Source organism: Mesorhizobium sp. BR1-1-13, from assembly GCF_020165515.1.
Classification (GTDB): domain Bacteria; phylum Pseudomonadota; class Alphaproteobacteria; order Rhizobiales; family Rhizobiaceae; genus Mesorhizobium.
In genome coordinates, this window is record NZ_JAIUIH010000022.1 from 1 (window position 1) to 20527 (window position 20527).

Here is a 20527-nt window from a genome sequence, read left to right on the forward strand (position 1 = left end):
CGCCGTCGATGGTGCACTCGGCGCCGAACTGCTGGTCGCCTTCAAGAAGCTGATCGAGAACCCGATGGGCATGCTGGCGTAGGTCACGTTGATGTGAACCGGCGTCGAATGATGCGCCGGCTCACCACAGAATCGACTTGTCAGGCGCGAACCCTTCGCCCATGTTTCAGGTGGACTGTGATCAAGGGAGGTCCGCATGCCCGCATTCGATCCATCCGACGTCAAGACCCTGTTCGGCAAGGTGATGGGCGCGTCTCCGTCCGACATCAAGCTGGTGGCGCAGCGCCTGCACGACCACGCCTTCGAGCCGCGTATGACGGCGGACGAAACCAAGCAACTCGTCGCGAATCTCGGCTATGACAGCCTGGATGCGTTCTGCGCCGACATCGGCCTGCCGGCGCATATCGCAGAGCGCTGGGGCCGCTTCGGCGTTTCCGGCGAGATGAAGCAGGTGTTCACGCTGCTGGCGGCCCAGCGCAGACGGGTGGCCGAGGCGATCGCCGAATTCGAATCCATGACCCATGTCGGCGTCGAGGATTTCTTGCGCGAACGCGGCCTTATCTGAGCGGCACTGAAAGCAGCCTCAGCCAGCCTTTGCCAGCAACGCCGTCGCCGTATCGCTGTCGGTGATCAGCACATTGGTGCTGACGGCCTTCAGCGCAGCCAGGATCGCGGCCACCTTGCGCTTGCCGCCGGCGGCCAGCACGACATTCGGTACCTGGCCGACGACATCGAGATCGATGGCCATGACGCGGCCGTTGACTTCGTGGTCGACCAGCCTGCCTGAGGCATCGACGAAATAGCACAGCATGTTGGCGACGGCGCCCTTTGCCTTCAGCGACGCGAGCAGCGACGACGGCACGATGCCGTGACGGAAGATGGTGGCGTCCGGCGACATGTCGCCGACGGTGAGCAGCGCGATGTCGGCGGTGGCAGCGCGCCGGCGCACGTCCTGCAGCGTCGGCTGCGCCCATAGCAGGTCACGCAGCGAGGGGTCGTCGACCGTAACCGGCGCGGTGATCTGATAGCTGTCGACCTCGAAGACGTCAGCGACCTTGGCGGCGACGATCGACGGATTGATCCATTGCGAATGCGGCAGGCTGCCCACGAGCGCCACGACCGAGGCGTGCTTCAGCTGCCGGCGGGCGAGAAATCCCAAACTGGCATGCAGGGTCGCGCCGCCGCCGATCGCCAGCGTCATGCCGTCCTGCATCTGCTCGCCGAGATAGGCCGCCACGGCGTGGCCGATCGCCTTCTCCAGGTGCTCTTGCGCCGAAGGCGTCGGGATGACGACGGCGGCGTCGAGGCCCCAGCGCTTCTCGAGTGCACGTTCGAGCGCCACCTGTTCGGCGGTGGGCGCGTTGATCATGGTGACGACAATGCCCTCGGCCGTGCACGCGGCCAGCGTGCGCATGACCTTCACCCTGGAGACATCGAGCTTCTCGGCGATCTGCTCCTGCGTGAAGCCCTCCACATAATAGAGCCACGCCGTCTTGACGTTGAGATCCGACGACACCATCGGCAATCCGGAGCGGGCCGGTCTGGGTTTTTCCACAGGCATCGCTTTTCGTCCTCATGAGCCTTGGCCTTGGCCCGCATCGCCTCTTCGGAGAAAGGCCGGCCGCGTGTCAACTGGCGCCGGATGTCCAGCGTGTCGATTGTTGCACAGTTTTGTTCATTTGTAATTGACATCGAACATATGAACATATTTTGTATATCCCACGCGCTGTGTCATCCACCAGTCATATGCGCCGTGCAGGGAGGAAGAGACAGGGAACCGGCCGGGGGCCGGACCGGTCGTGCACAGACAGGACAGGAGGTCTCATGAAGACGCTATTCATCAAACTGCTGGGCAGCCAGTTGGCGCTCGCGGCAACTTTGTTTGCCGGCATGGCAAGTGCCGAAACGTTGACGCTCTACACATCTCAGCCGGAAGCCGACGCGGCCAAGACCGTGGAGGCCTTCAAGAAGGCGCAGCCCGGCATCGACGTGGCAATCTATCGTTCCGGTACCAGCGACATCCTGACAAAGATGGCGGCCGAATTCGCTGCCGGCAGCCCGCAGGCCGACGTGCTGTTGATCGCCGATGCGGTCTCGATGGAGTTGCTGAAGAAGGATGGCCGGCTGCTGCCTTATCCAGAGGCAAAGCTCGACGGCATCGAGCCGGATGCGTACGACGCCGACAAGACCTATTTCGGCAGCAAGCTGATCACCACCGGCATCGTCTACAACACCGCGGCCGCCGAGAAGCCGGAACATTGGGCCGATCTCGCCAAGCCGGCCTATGCCGATGGTCTCGTCATGCCGAGCCCGCTCTATTCAGGTGCCGCCGCCTACCTGCTTTCGGGCTTCGTCGACGATGCCGATTATGGCTGGGATTTCTTCCAGAAGCTGAAGACCAACAACACCGTCAGCGTGCGCGGCAATGGCGCGGTGCTGAAGTCCGTGGCATCAGGCGAGAAGCCCTATGGCATCCTCGTCGACTTCATGGCGATGAACGCCAAGAAGAAGGGCTCGCCGGTGGAATTCGTGTTCCCCTCGGAAGGCGTGCCGGCCGTGACCGAACCGGTCGCGATCATGAAGACCGCCAAGAATGTCGACGGCGCCAAGAAGTTCGTCGACTTCATTCTCTCGGACGAAGGCCAGAAGCTGGCGCTTTCCATGGGCTACCTGCCGGCACGGGCCTCGGTCGGCCGGCCCGAATGGCTGCCGGAAGGCGTCAAGGTCAAGGTGATGTCGTTCGACACCAAGGCAATCGTCGCCAAGACCGACGCCGACAAGGCGAAGTTCTCGGAACTGTTCGGCGGCTGACAAAGCTCGGCGATCCGGCCGGGATGCCGCTTCGGCGGCATCCCCACTGCGCGCTGGTCGAATTTCAGGAAAGCAACCATGCCATCAACGATCAGGGAAAGCCGGGGCCAGGAAATGGTCCTGACGGCGGCGGTAGCCGTCGTCATCGTGCTGCTCTCCCTGCTGCCGATGCTGCGCCTGATCAAGGAAATCGTGGCGCCCGGCGGCACCGTGTCGACGATGGCCCTGGAGGCTGGACTGAGAAGTCCGGCGACCTGGATCGCCACCTGGCATACGCTTGTCGTCGGCATAGGCGGCACGGTGCTTGCCGTGCTGTCGGGAACGCTGGTGGCGGTGCTCATCACGCTGACCGACATACGCGGCCGAAGCGCGCTGGTGCTCTGCTACGTCATGCCGCTGATGATCGCGCCGCAGGTCACGGCGCTCGCCTGGCTGCAACTGTTCGGACCGGCCAGCCCGTTCCTCAAGCTGTTCGGCGCCGCACCGCCGCTCGGCACCAAGAACCCGCTCTATTCCACGTCGGGCATCATCCTGCTGCTCGGCGTGCAGTATGGCCCGCTGGTGTTCCTGCTGGTGCGCGCCGGCCTGCGCAAGCTGCCGCGCGAACTGGTCGAGGCGGCGCGAGCCGGCGGCGCGAGCTGGTTCACCGTGCTCGTCACCATCGTGCTACCCCTCATGACACCGTCGATCATGGCGGCAGCGGCACTGGCCTTCGTGTCCTGCGTCGGCAATTTCGGCATTCCCGCCTTTCTCGGCATTCCCGCCAATTATCTCGTGCTGCCGACCTTGATCTATCAAAAACTGGCCGGCGGCGGGCCGGCCGTGCTCGGCGAGACGGCGTTCTTGTCGGTGCTGATCGGCATCATCGCCATGGCCGGCATCATCGCCCAGGAGGTCATGAGCCGGCGCCGCGACTACCGTATCAGCTCCACCTCGCTGCCCGCCGAGCCCTACGAGCTTGGCCGCTGGCGTCCGATCGTCCAGGCCGGCATGTGGCTGCTGGTCGTACTGGTGTTGTTCCTGCCGCTGTTCGGGCTGGTGCTGACGTCGCTGGTTCCCGGCTACGGCATCGCGCTCAGCGCCAAGACGGCGACGCTCGACAATTACCGTTTCGTGCTGTTCGAGCACGCTGCCGCCAGCCGTGCCTTCTTCAACAGCTTCTGGCTGTCGATCGCCGCCGCGTTCTTCGCGGTCCTCGTCGCCGTGCCGATCGGCTATCTCATTGCCTGGGGCAAGCAGCGCTGGGTGCGGCTGCTCAATCTTTCGGTCGAGCTGCCCTATGCCTTGCCCGGCGTGGTGCTGGCGATCGCCTCGCTGCTCTTGTTCCTGCGGCCGATCCCGCTGACCGGCATACAGCTTTACAACACGGTCTGGATCATTCTCTACGCCTATCTCGCCCGCTTCCTGGTGCTGGCCTTGCGGCCGACGATCAGCGGCTATCACCAGATCGACCGCACGCTGGAGGAGGCTGCACAAGTGGCGGGCGCCGGCCTGTTCACGCGCATGCGCACCATCGTCTTTCCGCTGGTGGCGCCGGCGGCGATCGCCGGCGGCCTGCTGATCTTCATGACGGCGCTCAGCGAGCTCACGGTCTCGGCGCTGCTGTGGTCGTCGGGTTCCGAGACAATCGGCGTGGTGATGTTCTCGTTCGAACAGGGCGGCGATTCCAACTACGCGGCGGCGATGTCCGTCATCACGGTCGCGGTCACCTTCGTGCTGATGCTGGTGACCAACCTGCTTGCCCCTCATCTTCCGAGCGGAGTTCTGCCATGGCGCGATTGACCCTGGACCATGTGACCAAGAGCTTCGCCGAGTTCGATGCGGTCAAGGACGTTTCGATCGATGTCGGCGACGGCGAATTCCTTGCCGTGCTCGGGCCTTCCGGCTGCGGCAAGACGACGTTGCTGCGGCTTGTCGCCGGCTTCGAGAAGGTGACGTCGGGCGAAATCCGCATCGGGAGCGAGGTCGTGTCGGGTGCAGGCGGCAGCGTTCCACCAGAGAAGCGGCGGGTCGGCATCGTCTTCCAGAACTACGCATTGTGGCCGCACATGACGGTCGCCGAGAACATCGGCTATTCGCTCAAGGTTGCAAAGCTGGACAAGGCGGTTGCCCGCCAGAAAGTTGCCGATGCGTTGGCCCTGGTCAATCTACAGGGGTTAGGAGACCGCAGGCCGGCCAACCTCTCCGGCGGCCAGCGCCAGCGCGTGGCCCTGGCGCGCTGCCTGGTCGCGGCGCCCTCGCTGGTATTGTTCGACGAGCCACTCGCCAATCTCGACGTGCATCTCAGGGCCTCGATGGAGGACGAGTTCGCCGCCTTCCACAAGCGCACCGGCACGACCATCGTCTACATCACCCACGACCAGGCCGAGGCCATGGCGCTGGCCGATCGCATCGCGGTGATGGATCACGGTCGCCTGGTCCAGCTCGCGACGCCGCGCGAGCTCTATCATGAGCCGGCGAATGAAATGGTGGCCTCCTTCATTTCGCAGGGCATTCTGCTTCCGGCCGACGTGCTGAGCGCCGAGGAGGCCGGTCATTGTAAGGTCCGGGTTCTCGGAACCGAGCTGGTCGTCCGCTGCCGGGCAGGCGAGCGGCCGCGCGCCGGCGCAAGGATCTGCTGCCGGTCGGCCGATCTCGACGTCTCGCCGGACGGCCCCGGCTTCGATGGCCTCGTCAAGCGGGTGATCTACCAGGGTGGCTCGGCGCGCATCGAATTTACGCCTTCCGCAGGACCTGATCTTACCTTGCATTTCGAGCAGCCCGACCCGGTCGTGCTGGAGAGCGGAGCCCAGGCACGCCTGCGCATAAAGTCCGGCTGGCTGATCCCGGCGGAGGCGGCGTCGTGATGATGCTGGACCTCGCCGGCGGCTTCGGCGAAAAGGGCCGCACCAGCGTTGCCGTCCGCAGCGGAAACGATCGCATTCTGCTCGATATCGGCATAAAGGTCGGGGCCACGGGAGCGGAGTACTATCCGGCACTTGACGGGTCGTTCGCCGACATCGACGCATTGTTCGTCTCGCATGCCCACGAGGATCACGTCGGTGCTCTGAGCTGGCTTTTGTCGCGCGGCTATGCCGGCCCGATTTTCATGACGGCCGAGACCCGTGCCGAGGCTCCGGCCACGCTGGCCGGCTATGCCGATCCCGGGGATCTCAAGCGGTTTCCCTTTCCGGAAGATCGCATCGAGATTTTCGAACCCGGCGATATGCTGACGAGCGGCAATCTTACGGTCAGGACGGGGAGGTCGGGACATGTCGTCGGCGGCGTCTGGTTTGCCGTCGACGATGGCAAGAGCCGCGTCGTCTATTCAGCCGACGTGGTGCCGGACAGCAACGTCTTCGTGATGGACGCGATCCCCGAATGCGATCTTCTCGTTCTCGACGCCTCCTATGGCGCCGATCCCGTGCCGGGTGCGGCGCGCGCCGAGGCCATTTCGGGCTGGGTGGCGCGACATTCGAACGGATGCCTTCTGCCGACGCCACTGTCGGGGCGGTCGCTGGAATTGATCGCGGCCTTGCCGGGACCCTTCGCCATCCATGCCGGCATGCGTGCTTCGCTCGAAGCGCAGATCGCCGCCACTTCAGCGCTGCTGCCTGGCGTATCCGAGATGCTGCGCTTGCGGCTGGGTAGTGCCGCAGACTGGACCGACGCCGACCCGCTGCCCTCGCTGCCCTTGCTGGCCGATGACGGCATGGGCGAGGCCGGGCCTTCGTCCCGCCTGCTGCCGCGCGCCGACCGGGCCGGCTTTCCGGTGTTGCTGACCGGGCATCTGCCCTCCGGCTCCCCCGGCGATCTGCTGCACAAAGCCGGCCGGGCGGACTGGGTGCGCATGCCCACCCACCCAACGCTGTCGGGCAATGTCGATATCTGGGAGAAGGCAGGGCGCCCGGAGACGCTCGGCCATTCCTGCGCGAGCGAACTCCTCGACGATCTGAAAGCCCATATTCCATCGCTGCGCCCGCAATGCCGCACCGGCCAGAGCATCACGGTACGCCGAGGAAAAGAGACATGAGACTCCTGATCTGCAACGATGACGGCATTGAGGCGCCGGGCCTTGCCCGGCTGGTCAAGGCGGCCGGCAGCCTGAGCGACGATTTGTGGGTGGTGGCACCCGACGGCAAGCGCACCGCAGCGGGCGCATCGCTGACGATCGCGCGGCCGTTGACGATGCGGCGCGTCAAGCCTGGCTGGTATTCGTGTTCCGGCACTCCGGCCGACTGCGTGGTGAGTGCGATGGCCTGGCTGTTCGCGGATGGCCAAAAGCCCGACCTGGTTCTGGCGGGCGTCAATGACGGCCGCAACGTCGCCGAGGACCTTGCCTATTCCGGGACGCTGGGCATTGCACGCGAGGCGACATTCTGGGGCATTCCGGCGGTCGGCTTTTCCCGGGTGAAGAATCCGGACTTCAGCGGTGCCGACGACGAGTGGCTCGGCGCCTTGATCGCCTCGCTCTGGCGGTCGCGTGAAGAGTGGGCGGCAGATGGCCATTGGCTCAGCATCAACCTGCCGGCTTCGCTGCCGGCCGGGATCCGACAGCCGCGCATCGGCCGCGACAAGATCGGCCGCAAGGCTGAAATCCTGGAGAGCGACGGCGATCGCACTGTCATCACAGTCCCGCGCGGGCGCGCTCACGCAAGTGAGCCGGGCGACGAGAACGAGGCGATCGATGCCGGCTTCGTCAGCATCAACCGACTGAACTGGTTTGGCGAAACGCGGCTGGACGGACGGTTTCTGGACGAGATCCAGCACCAGCGGCAAGGCTAGTCATCAGGTCACAGAACTGGGTCGCCGCGAATATTCAGGACGGCACGGCCGCTCGACCAGCCGTGCCAACGCCTGAACGGCGGCGCAGCGGCGCGGATCATCCAGATCACCAAGCTGTGCAGCGGTTAAATTGCGTCAATCCAAAGCCAATGCTTGAAGCCGCCGCTATTTCATTCCACATCGGTCAGCATGAAGGACGAGGCACGAGAGCGGCGTCGGGATCTGTTGTGGGCGCTGCCCGCATCGCTGATCCTGCATACGCTCCTGGCAGCGCTGGTGTTCTACAACCTGCCGAGGTCAGCCCAAGAGCCGCAGCAGGACCAGCCGGTAAATGTCGCGCTCGTGCCTCCGCCCGATCAGCCAAAACCGAAACCTGCTCCCGCACCGCCGCCAAAGGAGCCCAAAGCCGAGAAGCCGCCGGAAACGAAGGCTGAAGAACCGGCTACGCCGGAAAAGCAGCCGCGCAAGACGTCGCCGTTCGAGACCTTGAGACCTGTCTTTCAGTTCGGCGACAAGGACGCCGGCCCCAGGAAATCCCTGGACGGAGCCAGCGCTCAAGACAATTCGCCAGCGCCTGCCAAGGAGGAGACGTCGAAGCCGCCCGCGACGCCTGTGCCTGCGGAGACCAGGTCTGGCGCGCCGGCGGCCACCGAAAAGCCGGCAGAGTTGCCCGAGGCCGACAAGCAAACGGCTGCGGCACCGCCGTTGGCCGCCGATGACGGCGACACTGAGGTCGAGCTTCCCATATCGGCTGAAAAGCCGACGCCAAAACCCGCAAATGCGCCGAAGCCCGGCTCTTCAAAAGTTCCGAAGTCCCCCAACGGGAGCGCGGGAAGCCCAGCTTCCCCTGATGTCGCCAGTGCCGCGTCGCGGCGCTATTCCGGGCTTCCGGGCGTTCGCAAGCTCTATTCGCAAGACGCTACCGGCGATGCGCTGGCCACGACCTCGATGGGCGGCGTGCCGCGCGCCCAGCGTGGTGCCAAGCTTTGCGCCAGCGCATTGCAGCAGCAATTGCTGGACGCCTCTTATTTCCCCGATTTGATCCCAAGCGTGCCGCTGAAGGCCGGCAATATTCTCAACGCCCCGGATGTCGCTTTCCGCGCAACGGGCACGTGGTACCATCTGGGCTTCCGCTGCGAGGTCGACAGCGATGCGACCAGGGTTTTGTCCTTCGGCTTACGTGTCGGATCTGTGATTCCGCCCGACGAATGGGTTCGCCTCGGACTGCCCACTCGCTAAAGCAATTCCAGGAAAAGTGTGTACGGTTTTCCCGGATTGCCCTTAGGCCGGCACACCGAGCCCGGACAATTGCCGGCTGATCTCTTGCCAGTCGGCGCAGACGAAGTCGGCGCCGGCCGCCTTCAGCCGCGCACCATGCTCGGGATAGGTGTGGCCGCCGCCGGTGTAGCCGATCGCCGTCATGCCAGCGGCAACCGCGCCCTGGATACCGAAGGGCGAATCCTCGATGACGATGCAGTCCGCCGGATCGGCGCCCATCTTTGCCGCGGCGAACAGGAAGATGTCCGGCGCGGGCTTGCCGTTCTTCACCATCGAGGAGCTGTAGATCGCGTCGCCGAAGAACCGCGCCAGCGCGGTTACCGCCAGGCTGTGGTTTATGCGCTCGACGGAGGATGAGGAGGCAACGCAGCGGTCGCCCTCAAGCACTTCCAGAAACGCGGCGATTCCTGGTGTCGGCTTCAGTTCCTGCGAAAACAGGATCCTGGTCTCGGTCCAGATGTCGGCATCCGCCGCCGCCGGAAACTGATGGCCGGTCAACTCCCTGATTTTGACGATGATGTCGGACTGTTTCATGCCGATGCACTGGGCGATGATGCCGCCGTGGACGCCCTGCATGCCGTGCTTTTCATAGACGCGCTCATAGGCCCTGGCGGCCAGCGGCTCGCTGTCCACGAGAACGCCGTCGCAATCGAAAATGACAGGCCTTGATCGCGCCACGCGCTTCTCCCCGGAGTTTTGCACTTTGCTACCGGCAAAAAGTCAAATGTTCAATAGCGTGGTGTTCGGGCGCCAAAATCTGGGTGTCAAAGCTGGCGCAGCGCATCGCTGGCCCGGGCCGACCCAAGCGCGCGCTGCATGGCCTGCCGCGATTGCGCACGGTCCGGCGTGATCCAGTTCGGTTCGGCGCCAAGGAAGCGGTCGAGGAAAGCCACGGCATAGGCCGGCATCTCGGTCACGTTCTCGCGATAGGACCACCATGTGCGCAGGTCGTCGGCGCATTTGTCGATGCTTGGGGCTGAGCCGAATTCCTGCTCGTAAATCGCCGAAATCACCGAAACGCAATAATTGGTGTAGAGGAACCCCTCAGGCCAGAAGCGCACGATTTCCAGCGTGCCGGCATTCTGCTCGGTCTCGACGAGATGGCTCAGGCCGGAGACTTCCCTGGCCGGCGCCTGTCGTATCAGTTCGCGCAGCACGAGGCCGGCGGCAAAGACGATGAAGTCGGCGCGGTCGACCGCGGCGAAACGCTTCTGCGCCTCCATGATCTCGACCCAGTCGAGAAAGGCCCTTGTGAGCCTGGCTTCGTCGATTTCAAAACGCACGCCGAATGTGTCGGACACCACCTTGGCGCTGCCGCGAAATGTGGCGCGGAACCAGCGCAACTGCCGCAACCGATGGCGAAGGTCGGGCATAAGGGCCAGTTCATCCCTGAAGGGCAGTTCCATTTCACATATCCCGTTTGACGACAGGCTAGCACAACCGTGCCGTCGCCGAAATCGGCCGACGGCCCTGTGGATGACCGTGACCGAGGTCAATATCATACATATTGACATTCTCGGAAACAAATGTTCTCACTTTGCTGTTGTCGCGCATCCGTCCAAGATGCGGTTCAATGAAGGCTTCGGGAGGAGAACCGAATGGCGATTTGGCAGTGGGGACTGCTTCTGCTGGTTATTGTGTGGGCGCTGCAGTCGCTCGGCGTCTGGCTACAGATGCGGCACTATTCGGACGTCTTCCGGGGCGTCACCGACCAGTACAAGGATGGCTTCGTCGGGGCCGGCAATTTTCGCGGGCGGCTGGCCAAGGGCACCATCGCGCTCGTCGTGGTGACGCCTGACCTGATCGTGCGCCGCATGATGATCATGAGCGGGCGCTCGGTGTTCACCAAATTCAAACGACATCAACAGTTCGAGGGTGTTCCCCTCGATCAACTCCGGTCCAACCCTGCGATTATGGGGGAGGGGGAACCCGGTGTGGCCGAGGCCGTGAAACGGGCGATCGAACAGATCGACAAAGCACGGTCGGAGCCGGGGAAGAAGCCGGGCTTGTCCGGCTTGAACGTAGCAAGGGCCTAGAGGACGCCGCGCACCGGCCGGGATCAACCGGCGGGCGGCATAAGGAGGAGAAATGTCTGTATTTTCGTTATTGGCGCAGCATGCCGACATGGCCGTGCATAACCTGCATGTTGCAGGCACCATGGTCTCGGATGCTGCCTGGCACGGCAGGCTCGGCGTCGAGCATGCCACCGATCATCTCGTGGTCTTGGCGCAGGCGCAGACCGACAGCGCGCCGGTCACCGCCGATCAGCTGAAGGAACAGCTGAAAAACGTGCAGCAGGAAGAGCAACTCGGCTGGCTGACCGCAATCGGCAAATACTTCATCGGCATCTTCCAGAAGGGCGGCGAAGTGTTCGCCGGCTTCGTCACCGGCATCATCCCGACACTCGTGGTGCTGATGACCGCCTTCTACGCCGTCACCGAACTGGTCGGCGAGGAGCGCGTCCACGGCCTGGCACGCGGCGCCGGCAGGATCGCGCTGACCCGCTATACGCTGCTGCCTCTGCTGGCGGTGTTCTTCCTCACCAATCCGATGGCTTACACCTTCGGATCGTTCCTGGAAGAAAAGCACAAGCCCGCCTTCTATGACGCGGCTGTCTCCTACGTGCATCCGCCGCTCGGCCTGTTCCCGCATATCAACCCCGGCGAATACTTCGTCTGGGGCGGCATGCTGGTCGCGTTGCTCGACCTCGAGAAGCGGGGTGTCGTGGCCGGAGGTTATCACGTCAAGGTGGCGATCTGGTACGCCATCGTCGGCCTCGTCGTCATCCTGCTCAAGGGCATGCTGACCGAGCGCATCACCGCCATCATGGCACGCCGCCAAGGCGTCGAGCTGTAAGGGCGGGGAGGACATCATGGCCAAGACATACAAAGCCGTAAGGATCTCCCGGGGCTCCACAGGCTGGGGCGGCCCGCTCGTCATCGAGCCGACCGCACAGCGCGACAAGATCGTCTCCGTCACCGGAGGCGGCATCCATCCCGTGGCACAGCTTATCGCCGATATGACCGGCGCCACGGCCGTCGACGGCTTCAAGGCGCCGCCGATCGAAAGCGAGATGGCGGTCGTCGTCGTCGACTGCGGCGGCACCGCACGCTGCGGCGTCTATCCGCGCAAGCGCATCCCGACCGTCAACCTGACGCCGGTCGGCCAGGCTGGGCCGCTCGCCCAGTTCATCACCGAGGACATCTACGTTTCGGGCGTGAAGCCGGCCAATGTCACGATGGCGGACGGATCCGAGGCGGTCACCACTGCGGGGGGAGCAGCATCGATGAGTCCAGGCAACAACACCGCGGCCGCGGCACCACAGCCGCTGCCGAGCGAAGGCGGGCTGATCGGCCTGATCAGCTCGATCGGCCGCGTCATGGGCCGCGTGGTCGGCATCTTCTTCAATGCCGGCCGTCGCACGATCGACCAGGTGGTGCGCAACGTGCTGCCGTTCATGGCCTTCGTGACCATGCTCATCGGCCTGATCCTGTACACCGGCATCGGCGACGTGCTGGCCCAGCCGATGGGACCGCTCGCCAACAACATCGTCGGCCTGCTGATCATCTCGGCTATCTGCGGCCTGCCGTTCCTGTCCCCCATCCTGGGACCGGGCGCGGTCATCGCGCAGGTCATCGGCGTCGCCATCATCGGTCCGCAGATCGCCAACGGCACGATTTCGCCGGCGATGGCGCTGCCGGCGCTGTTTGCCTACAACACCCAGGTGGGCTGCGACTTTGTCCCGGTCGGCCTGGCGCTCGGTGAAGCCAAGCCGAAGACGATCGAAATCGGCGTCCCGGCGGTTCTCATCAGCCGCCAGATCATGGGCCCGGTCTCGGTGCTGATCGCCTGGGTCGTTAGCCTGATCGTGTTCTAAGCAAATTCCGGGAAAGCCTGAAACGGCTTTCCCGGGAAAAAGGCGCGTAGCGCTTTCCCCGGGGAATTGCGCCAAAGCACGGAGATAGAGGGGTTCACGGGGTCCGTGACCCCCTCGAGAAAAGTAAGGAAATGAGGTTCGCCATATGACGGTTCTGCTGAGAACACGGGTCACTTCCATCGGGCCTGAAGTGGCGGACCTTGCCGAAGGGGGCGTGCTCATCCTGTTCGCGGATGGCTCGCCGCCGGAGCTTGCCGAGGTTTCCGTGCTCCACAAGACGGAACTCGGCCCCAGCGAAGGCGCGCCCCAGAAGGGCGCGTCGATCACCCTTGGACCTGTTTCCGCTGTTATCACGGCGGTCGGCTCCAGCGCCTGGAGCAAGGTGCTCGAGATGGGGCATGTCGTCATCTCGTTCAATGGCGCCACCGAGGCCGAGCGGCCGGGCGAGATCTGCGCTTCGCAGGTCGACACCCAAGCGCTCGTGGCCGCCCTGAAGACAGACGCGATCATCACCATCGCCGCCTGAAGCATTCGCGCCGCGACCCATGTCGGCGCGGCGCCATAACAGAGTATTTGCCATGGAACGCTCGACCATCGTCAGAGTGCATGAAGGTTTGCACGCCCGTCCCGCCACGCGCTTCGTCAAGCTTGCCAAGGGTTTCGAATCCGATATCGAGCTGGTCAAGGACGGGAAGGCGGTCAGCGCCAAGAGCTCGGTCAAGCTGATGCTGCTGGCGGTGAAGGAAAACCAGGAAGTCACCGTGCGGGCGACCGGCGCGGACGCCATCGAAGCGATCGAGGCGCTGATCGGCTATATCGAGAATCCGAAGGCAGGTCTCGACGATGACGATCCGCAACCGGCCGCCAGTACGGGCGAGGAAACTGTGCCGGCGTCCGAACCCGTACCGGCTGTTTCAGGCGTGGCCGGTTTGCGCGGCGTCGCGGCGAGCGAAGGCGTCGCCATCGGGCCTGCCTTCGCGCATTTTCCGCCTGACATCGCTGGACAGGGCCGCATGCTGCAGGCGGAGGAGATCGCCGGCGAGATCGACAGGTTCCGCGCCGCCGTCGCCGCTGTTCAGGCGCGCATGGACAAGGCGCTGGCGCAGGACACCCTGTCCGCCGGAGATCGCGGCATCATCGCGGCGTTGCGGGACATCGCCGCCGACGACAGCCTGACCGGCGAGGCCGAGAAGGCGATCAAAAGCGGCAATGACGCTGTCTCAGCCGTCATCACCGCCGCCTCCACCATTGCCACCGATTTCAGCGCGGTCGACGATCACTACCTCAACGCGCGCGCCGACGACGTGCATGCGGTCGGACGACAGATCTGTCTGGCGCTGCTCGGCCAGGATGACGCCAGCCTCGAAGATATCCCCGAAGGCGCCATCCTGATCGCCGACGACATAGGCGCCTGGGACCTGGCGCGGGCGCCGCTGAAGCGCATCGGCGGGGTGGTGTGCGGCCATGGCGGGGCCACCTCGCACATCGCCATCATTGCACGTTCGCACGGCATTCCGGCAGTGCTGGGCCTTGGCGACCAGATCAATGCCCTGCGCAGCGCGCGGGAGGTGGCCGTGGACGGCAATGGCGGGCAGGTGATCGTCGACCCCGATGCGGCGACCCGCGCGGACTTCGCTGCCCGCGTCGAGGCGGCGGCCAAGGAGCGCGCTGGACTGGCCGTCTTCAAGACCGTGACGCCAAAACTCGCGGACGGCAGGGTCATCGAGGTCGCCGCCAATATCGGCTCGCTGGAGGAAATCGAGGCAGCGCAGGAAGCCGGCGCCATGGGCGTAGGCCTATTCCGCACCGAGCTTCTGTTCATGCGCCATATGCATCTGCCCTCCGAGGACATGCAGGCCGAGACCTATGCGGCGCTGGCCAAGGCATTCGCGCCCTATCCCGTCATCGTGCGCACGCTCGACATAGGCGGCGACAAGCCGATCGCCGGCATCGAATTTCCCGACGAGGAAAATCCCTTCCTCGGCTGGCGCGGCATCCGCATGTGCCTCGACCGGCCCGACATCTTCAAGCGCCAGCTACGGGCGCTGCTCAGGGCAGCCGTGCACGGCAACATCAAGGTGATGTTGCCGATGGTCTCCGACATATCGGAGGTGCGGCAGACGCGGGTCCTGGTTGCCGAATGCGCGGCGGAACTGAAGGCGCAAGGCGTACCGCATGCGGCGTTCGATCTCGGCGTAATGATCGAAACGCCGGCCGCCGTGCTGATCGCGCCGGCGCTGGCGAAAGAAGTGTCGTTCTTCTCGATCGGCACCAACGACCTGACCCAGTACATCATGGCCGCCGACCGGCTCAACCCGACCGTGGCCAAGCTCAACGATGTCGCCAACCCGGCCGTCATGTCGGCGATCGCGTTGACGGCAAAGGCCGGCGTGGCCGCCGGCATCATGGTGGGCATGTGCGGCGAGGCGGCCGGCCGCCCGGACCTCATCCCGGCCTTTCTCGAGATGGGGCTGACCGAGCTCTCGATGAGCCCGGCCTCGATCCAGCGCGCCAAGAAGACCATCACGGCCATGGCGGCCGGGCGATAGTCTCGACCGGAACCGGCAGCTAGGGCAGATGGGCAAGCAAGGTGGCGAAAACAGGTGTCAATTCATCGACCGGGCTCGCCTTGGCACAGGCGCTGACGATGCGGTCGTGACGGATGCCGGCCGCCAGAACCGCGATCTCCAGCATGTCGGGCTCCGGCGCACCGTCGCTGGCCGTGGTGGCCAGGCCGCAGGCCAGGACGACAGGCGCCAGGCAAGCTATGTCGAGCGTCCGGTCGCCGATCGCATCCGGTTCGGCTTCGGCAAAGCGGACAGGACGGTGGTTGAGGCACTCGACCAGCAGCGCCGCACAGGCAGCGGCGACGGCCGGCAGCGCGGCGGGGGCGGGTCTGGCGGGTATCGCGGCCAGCAGACCGGCGTGGCGCTTTCGCATGGCGGCGTGGACGGCGGCGAAATCCGCCTCGTGGATCCGGGCATTGTCGATCTTCAGGGCGGCGAGCACGGTCCTGGTCAGATAGTACATGTCGCGCCGGAAGACGCGCTCGGCGCTCGACCGGCGTTCCTCGTTACCGGCCGGGAAATAGATGCCAAGGCCTTTCACGGTCGTTCCGTCGATCTTCGTCGGGCGTTCATGCGGGACAAAGGATTCCGCGATCGACAAGGCTTCGTCGACGGCACTGGCGGCATGGCCGAGCAGGCCTTCGATGCCTTTGCCCGGGAACGACGGCAAATGGCTGGTTGCTTCCCGCACGAGATTGGCATCGCTGTCGCTGTCGTGGCGGCTCTGGCGAATGATGTCGCGGACGTCGCGCAGCCGGTCCTTCAAATTGACGCGGACATCCCTGGAGATCTGTCGGAGCATCGCGAATCGCCTCGAAAACGTCTACCGGCCTCGGCCGCCGAGAGCCGGCCGCTGACCCTACATTGTTCCTATCGATTGGTAGATCAATAGGCGATATTAAACCAGCGTGGAGAATCGGCGAGGGACTCCTACATCGCCGAGCGGGGAGACAGACAGTTGGGCAGGCGACGGCAGGGCGATAGCGAAAACGGCGGGGCCGAGGCGCCCGAACAGGTCGTCAACGAGAGCCGTACGGACCGCCTCAGGATCCGCGCCGCCTGGATGTATTTCGTCGAGCAGATGACGCAGAACGAGATCGCCGACGTGCTCGGCGTCGGCCGCGTCACCATCGTGCGCATGCTGGCGGAGGCACGTTCGCGCAACGAGGTGAAAATCACCATCGAAAGCGAGTTGTCCGAGATCGTGCGGCTGGAGCGCGCGCTGGAGCGCACGTTCGGCCTGAAGCAGGCGCTGGTGGCGCCGCTGACCGCGCCCAATGCCGATCCGATCCCCGCGATCAGCGCCAAGACCGGGATTTTCCTGTCCGACACGATGAAATCCGGCATGCGCGTCGGCGTCGGCTGGGGTCAGACGCTGTTCTCGAGCCTGCCCTTCATCAGCGCCAAATCGCTCACCGACTTCAAGGTGATTTCGCTGCTGGGCGGTGTGGGCGTCGTGCGCCGCTACAACCCGGCCGAGTTCGCCTGGCGCTTCGCCCAAATCTTCCAGGGCGACGGCTATCTGATCCCGACGCCGGCCGTCGTCGATAGCGTCGAGACCAAGATCGCGCTGGTCGAGCGTTGCGGCCTGCAGGAAGTTTTTGAGATGGCCAACGTGCTCGATGCCGTTCTGCTGAGCGTCGGCGGCATCGCTTCGGCGACCACCTTCTCTCGCGGCGGCTTTCTCAAGGAGGCGGACCGCGAGGCCCTGGTTGCGCGGGGCGCCGTTGGCGACCTTCTGTTCCATTTCTTCGACCGCAATGGCGATCTGGTCGACCATCCCGTCAACAGCCATGTGATGTCGGTGGAGGTCGATCGGCTGCGCAAGGCGCCGATCCGCATTCTCACGTCCGGCGGCGAAGAGAAGACAGCGGCGCTACTCGGCGCCATGAACCTGATCGCGCCGACGATCCTGATCACCGACGAGGAGAGCGCAAGGCGCATGCTCGAAGCGGTCAACGGAAGCTGAAGGACCCCGTGACGTAGTCCGGCTGGGCCCCGTATTCGTCGAAAACTGCGGCAAGGTCTGGCGCGTCCGCCAATATCCCGCTTAGAACCAGTGCGGTGGCGAGGTCGACCCCCTTGCCGCCAGCGATGTCATGCTCGACGCTGTCACCGACGCAGACCACAGTGCGGCGGTCGGGCGCACCGGCCAACGCCAGTGCTGCCTCGAAAATCGCCGGACCGGGCTTGCCGATGCGAGTGACGCTGCCGCCCAGGCTCTCATAAAGGTCCGCCAGCCGGCCGGCGCCGAAGCGGGGACCGACCGTCGTCAGCATGATGGTGTCTGGATTGGTGCAGAAGCACGGCACCTGCCGTGCCGCTGCCGGCGCAAGCAGCCGGCGATAGTGGTCGAGGTCGTAGCGGTCGCCCTCGCTGGCCGCGATCAGTACCAGGTCGGCGGTATCGCCGGCCCCGGTCAACACAAAAGGCAGGCCCTCGATCGCTGTGCGGTCATTATCGCGGCTGATCAACAGGCAGTTCGTGCCGGGCCGCAACGCTCCGGTCGCCGCCATTTCATGGAAGGATCGCCACGCCACCTCGCCGGAGGAAACGAAATGATCCCAGCTTCCGGCCTCGAAGCCGAGCCTCAGCAAACGGTCTTCGTTGGGCTTGGCGCGCCTGCCGGAGTTGGAGACCAGCACCACGGTCTTTCCGGCGCGCTTCAGTGCCGACAACGCTGCCACCGCGCCTGGATAAGGGGCGGAGCCGTCATGCAGCACGCCGAACTGGTCAAGCAGGAAAACCTGGTAGCGCTCCACCAGCGGCCTGATGCCGTCGAGGCGTTCGATCATTGCGATACTCATAGCGGCCCGGCCTCTTTCAGGCATAGCAACCCTGCCTTGTCTGCCCCCTTCAGCGCCAGCCTGGCGGTGCCGGCGGCTGCCTCGTCGGAAAGGGCGGGCACGAACTCGACGCCGAGCTTGCGCTGCCGGATCGCGCTCCACGCCGGATTTGCCGCGCCGCCGCCGACGCTGCGCACCGAAGTCAGCGCCGGCGCGCCGAGTTCGCCAAGCCGGCGATAGCCGAGCGCCTCGATCGCGGCCATGCCTTCGAACATTGCCTTGAGATAGTCGGCATCATCCGCCGGGCGCGGGACGAGGCGCGGGGGGAGCGCCGGATCGGCGATCGGGAACCGTTCGCCCGATGTGGCGAGCGGATAATAGTCGAGGCCGGTCTCGGTCGCCGGGTCGATCATGGCACTGAGCTCGATGATGCGCGCGAGCGGAAAATGCTGCGCCAGCACCTTGCCGCCGGAATTCGAGGCCCCGCCGGCCAGCCAGGCATTGCCCAGCCGATGGCTGTAGATGCCGTATCGCGGCGCCGAAATCGGCCGGGCGGACAGGATCTTGATGGTAAGCGAGGATCCAAGCGCCGTCACCCCGTCGCCGACCCCCGCGGCACCCGTCGCCAGGAAAGAGGCGCAGCCATCGGTCGTGCCGGCAATGACGATCACGTCGCGGGCCAAGCCGAATAGATCCGCCATGGCCGCGGTGAGCGTGCCGGTGACGTCGCCCGGCTCGACGACGTCAGGCAGCAAATCCATGCGCATTCCGGTCGCCGCGATCCACTCCGGCCAACGGCGGGCCTCGACATCGTAGCCGGTTTTCAAGGCGTTGTTCTCGTCACTGATGTCGAAGCGGCCCGAGAACTGTCCGGCGATCCAGTCCGCCTGATGCAGCACCGCCGCCACGCCCGGCAGATGCTGGAAGTGAAGCGCCTTGGCGAGGCCTGAGGTCGCGCCGTGCGCGGCGCTGCCCGCCGACGCCTCGCGTGCGATCACGGCCAGTATATCGTCGTCGGCGACCTTGTCGTTGTACATCAGCGGTTCGGCGAGCGGTCGTCCGGCACCGTCGACCGGCAGCAACGTGCCCGAGGTGCCATCCACGGCGATGGCGCGGACCGTGGTCCGGTCGATGCCCGCAATCAACTCCGCCAGCGCTGCCCGGACCGCTTGCCACCAGGCCGCCGGGCTGCGCGGATCCTGACCAAATGCGGCGAGGCGGACGGCGGCTTGGCCGGCAATGGAAAAGTCCGGGCGCATGGCTACGGCGCGGGCGCCCGAAGTGCCGATATCGACGCCGATGACTAGGCGATCCGAGAGAGGCGAGCCGGCGACGGGCGACATGTCAGCCACCGGAGGCGTTCAGTTTCTGGCGGTACTGCTCGGCGTCCCAGTTGACGAGTTCGTCGTTCTCCGCCTCGGTAAGGTAATTCAACGTCGCCGTAACGTCGACCCGCGCCGTGACGTCGGCAAGGCAACGCTGCATGGCGTCGGCGCCGGCGCTGGCATTGGCGCGCATCAGGACGCCGAGGCCGGGGAACAGGATCGACACGGGCTGGGCGCCGTGACGCCTGACGACAGCGGCGACGTCCTCGCCGGGCGCAGCCACCACCGAGCCCTTGCCGAGGAAGATGACGTGGTCGGGATAGAGGCTGCCACCCGATGCCATGCGGCGGCTGTCGGGATCGATGGCGACCGCGTGCGCCTCGACATCGACGGGCAAGCGGTAGCCGGAGTTTGCGGCAAGCGCGGTCAGTGCCGCTATGTCAGGCGCGGCCGCCTCGCGGGGCGCCCTTGCCAGAAGCCCGGTGACACGGCGCAACAGCACCTCGGCCCCGGTAACGGTCTCGGCCGCGACGACAAGGCCGTGATTGCCCAGGATCAGGACATCGACGCCCGGCCGCAGCCGTTCGGAGATGCCCTGGGCCAGCGGCAGGCCCGGCCGCCGGTAGGGAACATAGGCCCATTCGATGCCTGCGAGCCGGCGCGCGGCCAGGACCTCGCAATCGGCCTGCACCGCAAGCGAAATGGTGTCGACGCAGTGGACATGCAGGACCACGCGCTGCGGCATCAAGGCATGCACCGTGGTCTCGATCGAGGGACGCAGCCCGCGCGGGTTGAGCGCGCCGATGGCGAAGGCCTGAGGCTGGTCGGCCGCGGGATCGCGTCGTTCAACCGCCTCGAGCAGTGGCGCCATCGCCACCGGCACCATGATGTCATCGGCGAGCGCGTCTTTCAGCCAGGTCCCGGAGGCCTTGATCCACAGCGTGTCTCCGGCTTTCAGTGACGTGTTGCCGCCGGCGGCCTGCGTCAGACGCGGATCCTGTCCGATGGCGGCCGAAAGCGCCCGCAGCGCCGCCAATTCCTGCGCATCCGCCTGGGTCGCCATCACGCCTCTCCTCCAACATCCGCCAACCGTCGAATGCGGTGGTCGGGCATTCGACG

At 65.2% G+C, this 20527-nt stretch carries 21 protein-coding genes; 13 read left to right on the forward strand and 8 right to left on the reverse strand.

Annotated features, from left to right (window positions below):
* A partial coding sequence (locus LB533_RS29320) for a hypothetical protein (RefSeq protein ID WP_224678825.1) occupies window positions 1-198 on the reverse strand: 198 nt, incomplete at its 3' end.
* On the opposite strand from LB533_RS29320, the gene LB533_RS29325 reads away from it, so the two are divergent.
* Window positions 197-565, forward strand: coding sequence for a hypothetical protein (locus tag LB533_RS29325; RefSeq protein WP_224678827.1), 369 nt, complete (start codon window positions 197-199; stop codon window positions 563-565). The genes LB533_RS29320 and LB533_RS29325 overlap by 2 nt on opposite strands.
* Window positions 566-583: 18 nt before the next feature.
* On the opposite strand, the gene LB533_RS29330 is transcribed toward LB533_RS29325, so the two are convergent.
* Window positions 584-1561, reverse strand: a complete 978-nt coding sequence (locus LB533_RS29330; RefSeq protein ID WP_224678828.1) for a sugar-binding transcriptional regulator — start codon at window positions 1559-1561, stop codon at window positions 584-586.
* Between the two features lie 263 nt (window positions 1562-1824).
* Here LB533_RS29330 and LB533_RS29335 point away from each other — a divergent pair, with 263 nt between their 5' ends.
* The 6 genes from LB533_RS29335 to LB533_RS30080 all read left to right on the forward strand — a co-directional run bounded on the left by LB533_RS29335 (window position 1825) and on the right by LB533_RS30080 (window position 8814).
* Window positions 1825-2811 carry an ABC transporter substrate-binding protein gene (locus LB533_RS29335; protein ID WP_224678830.1) on the forward strand — a complete coding sequence of 329 codons (987 nt, stop codon included), beginning with the start codon at window positions 1825-1827 and terminating at the stop codon, window positions 2809-2811.
* Between the two features lie 78 nt (window positions 2812-2889).
* Window positions 2890-4593: an ABC transporter permease gene (locus LB533_RS29340; protein WP_140584507.1), complete on the forward strand. Its 1704-nt coding sequence runs from the start codon at window positions 2890-2892 to the stop codon at window positions 4591-4593.
* A complete protein-coding gene (locus LB533_RS29345) occupies window positions 4581-5657 on the forward strand; it encodes an ABC transporter ATP-binding protein (RefSeq protein WP_140554298.1) in 1077 nt (358 codons plus the stop codon). The genes LB533_RS29340 and LB533_RS29345 overlap by 13 nt, the downstream gene beginning before the upstream one ends.
* Window positions 5657-6823, forward strand: a complete 1167-nt coding sequence (locus tag LB533_RS29350; protein WP_224678843.1) for an MBL fold metallo-hydrolase — start codon at window positions 5657-5659, stop codon at window positions 6821-6823. Before LB533_RS29345 ends, LB533_RS29350 begins: the two co-directional genes overlap by 1 nt.
* Window positions 6820-7575 carry a 5'/3'-nucleotidase SurE gene (locus LB533_RS29355; protein ID WP_140643536.1) on the forward strand — a complete coding sequence of 252 codons (756 nt, stop codon included), beginning with the start codon at window positions 6820-6822 and terminating at the stop codon, window positions 7573-7575. The genes LB533_RS29350 and LB533_RS29355 overlap by 4 nt, the downstream gene beginning before the upstream one ends.
* A gap of 666 nt (window positions 7576-8241) precedes the next feature.
* The gene (locus LB533_RS30080; RefSeq protein ID WP_318012515.1) at window positions 8242-8814 is read left to right on the forward strand and encodes a DUF930 domain-containing protein; all 573 of its coding nucleotides are present in this window, start codon (window positions 8242-8244) and stop codon (window positions 8812-8814) included.
* 42 nt (window positions 8815-8856) lie between these two features.
* Here LB533_RS30080 and LB533_RS29365 read toward each other — a convergent pair whose 3' ends face one another.
* Window positions 8857-9531: an HAD family hydrolase gene (locus LB533_RS29365; RefSeq protein ID WP_140643532.1), complete on the reverse strand. Its 675-nt coding sequence runs from the start codon at window positions 9529-9531 to the stop codon at window positions 8857-8859.
* 86 nt (window positions 9532-9617) lie between these two features.
* Window positions 9618-10259, reverse strand: a complete 642-nt coding sequence (locus tag LB533_RS29370) for a hypothetical protein (protein ID WP_140643530.1) — start codon at window positions 10257-10259, stop codon at window positions 9618-9620.
* Between the two features lie 192 nt (window positions 10260-10451).
* Here LB533_RS29370 and LB533_RS29375 point away from each other — a divergent pair, with 192 nt between their 5' ends.
* From LB533_RS29375 to ptsP, 5 genes are all read left to right on the forward strand, one after another.
* A complete protein-coding gene (locus LB533_RS29375) occupies window positions 10452-10889 on the forward strand; it encodes a transcriptional regulator GutM (protein ID WP_140643528.1) in 438 nt (145 codons plus the stop codon).
* 52 nt (window positions 10890-10941) lie between these two features.
* A complete protein-coding gene (locus LB533_RS29380) occupies window positions 10942-11709 on the forward strand; it encodes a PTS glucitol/sorbitol transporter subunit IIC (protein WP_140625045.1) in 768 nt (255 codons plus the stop codon).
* Between the two features lie 16 nt (window positions 11710-11725).
* The gene (locus LB533_RS29385; protein WP_140558471.1) at window positions 11726-12730 is read left to right on the forward strand and encodes a PTS glucitol/sorbitol transporter subunit IIB; all 1005 of its coding nucleotides are present in this window, start codon (window positions 11726-11728) and stop codon (window positions 12728-12730) included.
* Between the two features lie 145 nt (window positions 12731-12875).
* On the forward strand, window positions 12876-13256 hold the full coding sequence (locus LB533_RS29390; protein ID WP_140643526.1) for a PTS glucitol/sorbitol transporter subunit IIA: 381 nt from the start codon (window positions 12876-12878) through the stop codon (window positions 13254-13256).
* Between the two features lie 52 nt (window positions 13257-13308).
* A complete protein-coding gene (gene ptsP, locus LB533_RS29395) occupies window positions 13309-15279 on the forward strand; it encodes a phosphoenolpyruvate--protein phosphotransferase (RefSeq protein WP_224678833.1) in 1971 nt (656 codons plus the stop codon).
* 19 nt (window positions 15280-15298) lie between these two features.
* On the opposite strand, the gene LB533_RS29400 is transcribed toward ptsP, so the two are convergent.
* Window positions 15299-16099 (reverse strand): hypothetical protein, encoded by an 801-nt coding sequence (locus LB533_RS29400; protein ID WP_224678834.1) that lies wholly within the window; start codon window positions 16097-16099, stop codon window positions 15299-15301.
* 156 nt (window positions 16100-16255) lie between these two features.
* On the opposite strand from LB533_RS29400, the gene LB533_RS29405 reads away from it, so the two are divergent.
* Window positions 16256-17266: a sugar-binding transcriptional regulator gene (locus LB533_RS29405; RefSeq protein ID WP_140554317.1), complete on the forward strand. Its 1011-nt coding sequence runs from the start codon at window positions 16256-16258 to the stop codon at window positions 17264-17266.
* On the opposite strand, the gene LB533_RS29410 is transcribed toward LB533_RS29405, so the two are convergent.
* The 3 genes from LB533_RS29410 to LB533_RS29420 are packed head-to-tail and all read right to left on the reverse strand — an operon-like array spanning window position 17253 to window position 20471.
* Window positions 17253-18104 carry a TIGR01459 family HAD-type hydrolase gene (locus LB533_RS29410; protein ID WP_224678835.1) on the reverse strand — a complete coding sequence of 284 codons (852 nt, stop codon included), beginning with the start codon at window positions 18102-18104 and terminating at the stop codon, window positions 17253-17255. The two genes, LB533_RS29405 and LB533_RS29410, sit on opposite strands and share 14 nt — an antisense overlap.
* Window positions 18101-19426, reverse strand: a complete 1326-nt coding sequence (locus LB533_RS29415) for an FGGY-family carbohydrate kinase (RefSeq protein WP_224678836.1) — start codon at window positions 19424-19426, stop codon at window positions 18101-18103. The genes LB533_RS29410 and LB533_RS29415 overlap by 4 nt, the downstream gene beginning before the upstream one ends.
* Window position 19427: 1 nt before the next feature.
* Window positions 19428-20471, reverse strand: coding sequence for a class II aldolase/adducin family protein (locus tag LB533_RS29420; RefSeq protein ID WP_224678837.1), 1044 nt, complete (start codon window positions 20469-20471; stop codon window positions 19428-19430).
* Window positions 20472-20527: the final 56 nt, after the last annotated feature.

Bases quoted from the DNA above. Each gene is read 5' to 3' on its own strand.
- LB533_RS29385 (WP_140558471.1), top strand. From the start codon at position 11,726: ATGGCCAAGACATACAAAGCCGTAAGGATCTCCCGGGGCTCCACAGGC.
- LB533_RS29345 (WP_140554298.1), top strand. From the start codon at position 4,581: ATGGCGCGATTGACCCTGGACCATGTGACCAAGAGCTTCGCCGAGTTC.
- LB533_RS29340 (WP_140584507.1), top strand. From the start codon at position 2,890: ATGCCATCAACGATCAGGGAAAGCCGGGGCCAGGAAATGGTCCTGACG.
- LB533_RS29370 (WP_140643530.1), bottom strand. From the start codon at position 10,259: ATGGAACTGCCCTTCAGGGATGAACTGGCCCTTATGCCCGACCTTCGC.
- ptsP (WP_224678833.1), top strand. From the start codon at position 13,309: ATGGAACGCTCGACCATCGTCAGAGTGCATGAAGGTTTGCACGCCCGT.
- LB533_RS29330 (WP_224678828.1), bottom strand. From the start codon at position 1,561: ATGCCTGTGGAAAAACCCAGACCGGCCCGCTCCGGATTGCCGATGGTG.
- LB533_RS29335 (WP_224678830.1), top strand. From the start codon at position 1,825: ATGAAGACGCTATTCATCAAACTGCTGGGCAGCCAGTTGGCGCTCGCG.
- LB533_RS29420 (WP_224678837.1), bottom strand. From the start codon at position 20,471: ATGGCGACCCAGGCGGATGCGCAGGAATTGGCGGCGCTGCGGGCGCTT.
- LB533_RS29400 (WP_224678834.1), bottom strand. From the start codon at position 16,099: ATGCTCCGACAGATCTCCAGGGATGTCCGCGTCAATTTGAAGGACCGG.
- LB533_RS29380 (WP_140625045.1), top strand. From the start codon at position 10,942: ATGTCTGTATTTTCGTTATTGGCGCAGCATGCCGACATGGCCGTGCAT.
- LB533_RS29350 (WP_224678843.1), top strand. From the start codon at position 5,657: ATGATGCTGGACCTCGCCGGCGGCTTCGGCGAAAAGGGCCGCACCAGC.
- LB533_RS29375 (WP_140643528.1), top strand. From the start codon at position 10,452: ATGGCGATTTGGCAGTGGGGACTGCTTCTGCTGGTTATTGTGTGGGCG.
- LB533_RS29410 (WP_224678835.1), bottom strand. From the start codon at position 18,104: ATGAGTATCGCAATGATCGAACGCCTCGACGGCATCAGGCCGCTGGTG.
- LB533_RS29355 (WP_140643536.1), top strand. From the start codon at position 6,820: ATGAGACTCCTGATCTGCAACGATGACGGCATTGAGGCGCCGGGCCTT.
- LB533_RS29325 (WP_224678827.1), top strand. From the start codon at position 197: ATGCCCGCATTCGATCCATCCGACGTCAAGACCCTGTTCGGCAAGGTG.
- LB533_RS29390 (WP_140643526.1), top strand. From the start codon at position 12,876: ATGACGGTTCTGCTGAGAACACGGGTCACTTCCATCGGGCCTGAAGTG.
- LB533_RS29415 (WP_224678836.1), bottom strand. From the start codon at position 19,426: ATGTCGCCCGTCGCCGGCTCGCCTCTCTCGGATCGCCTAGTCATCGGC.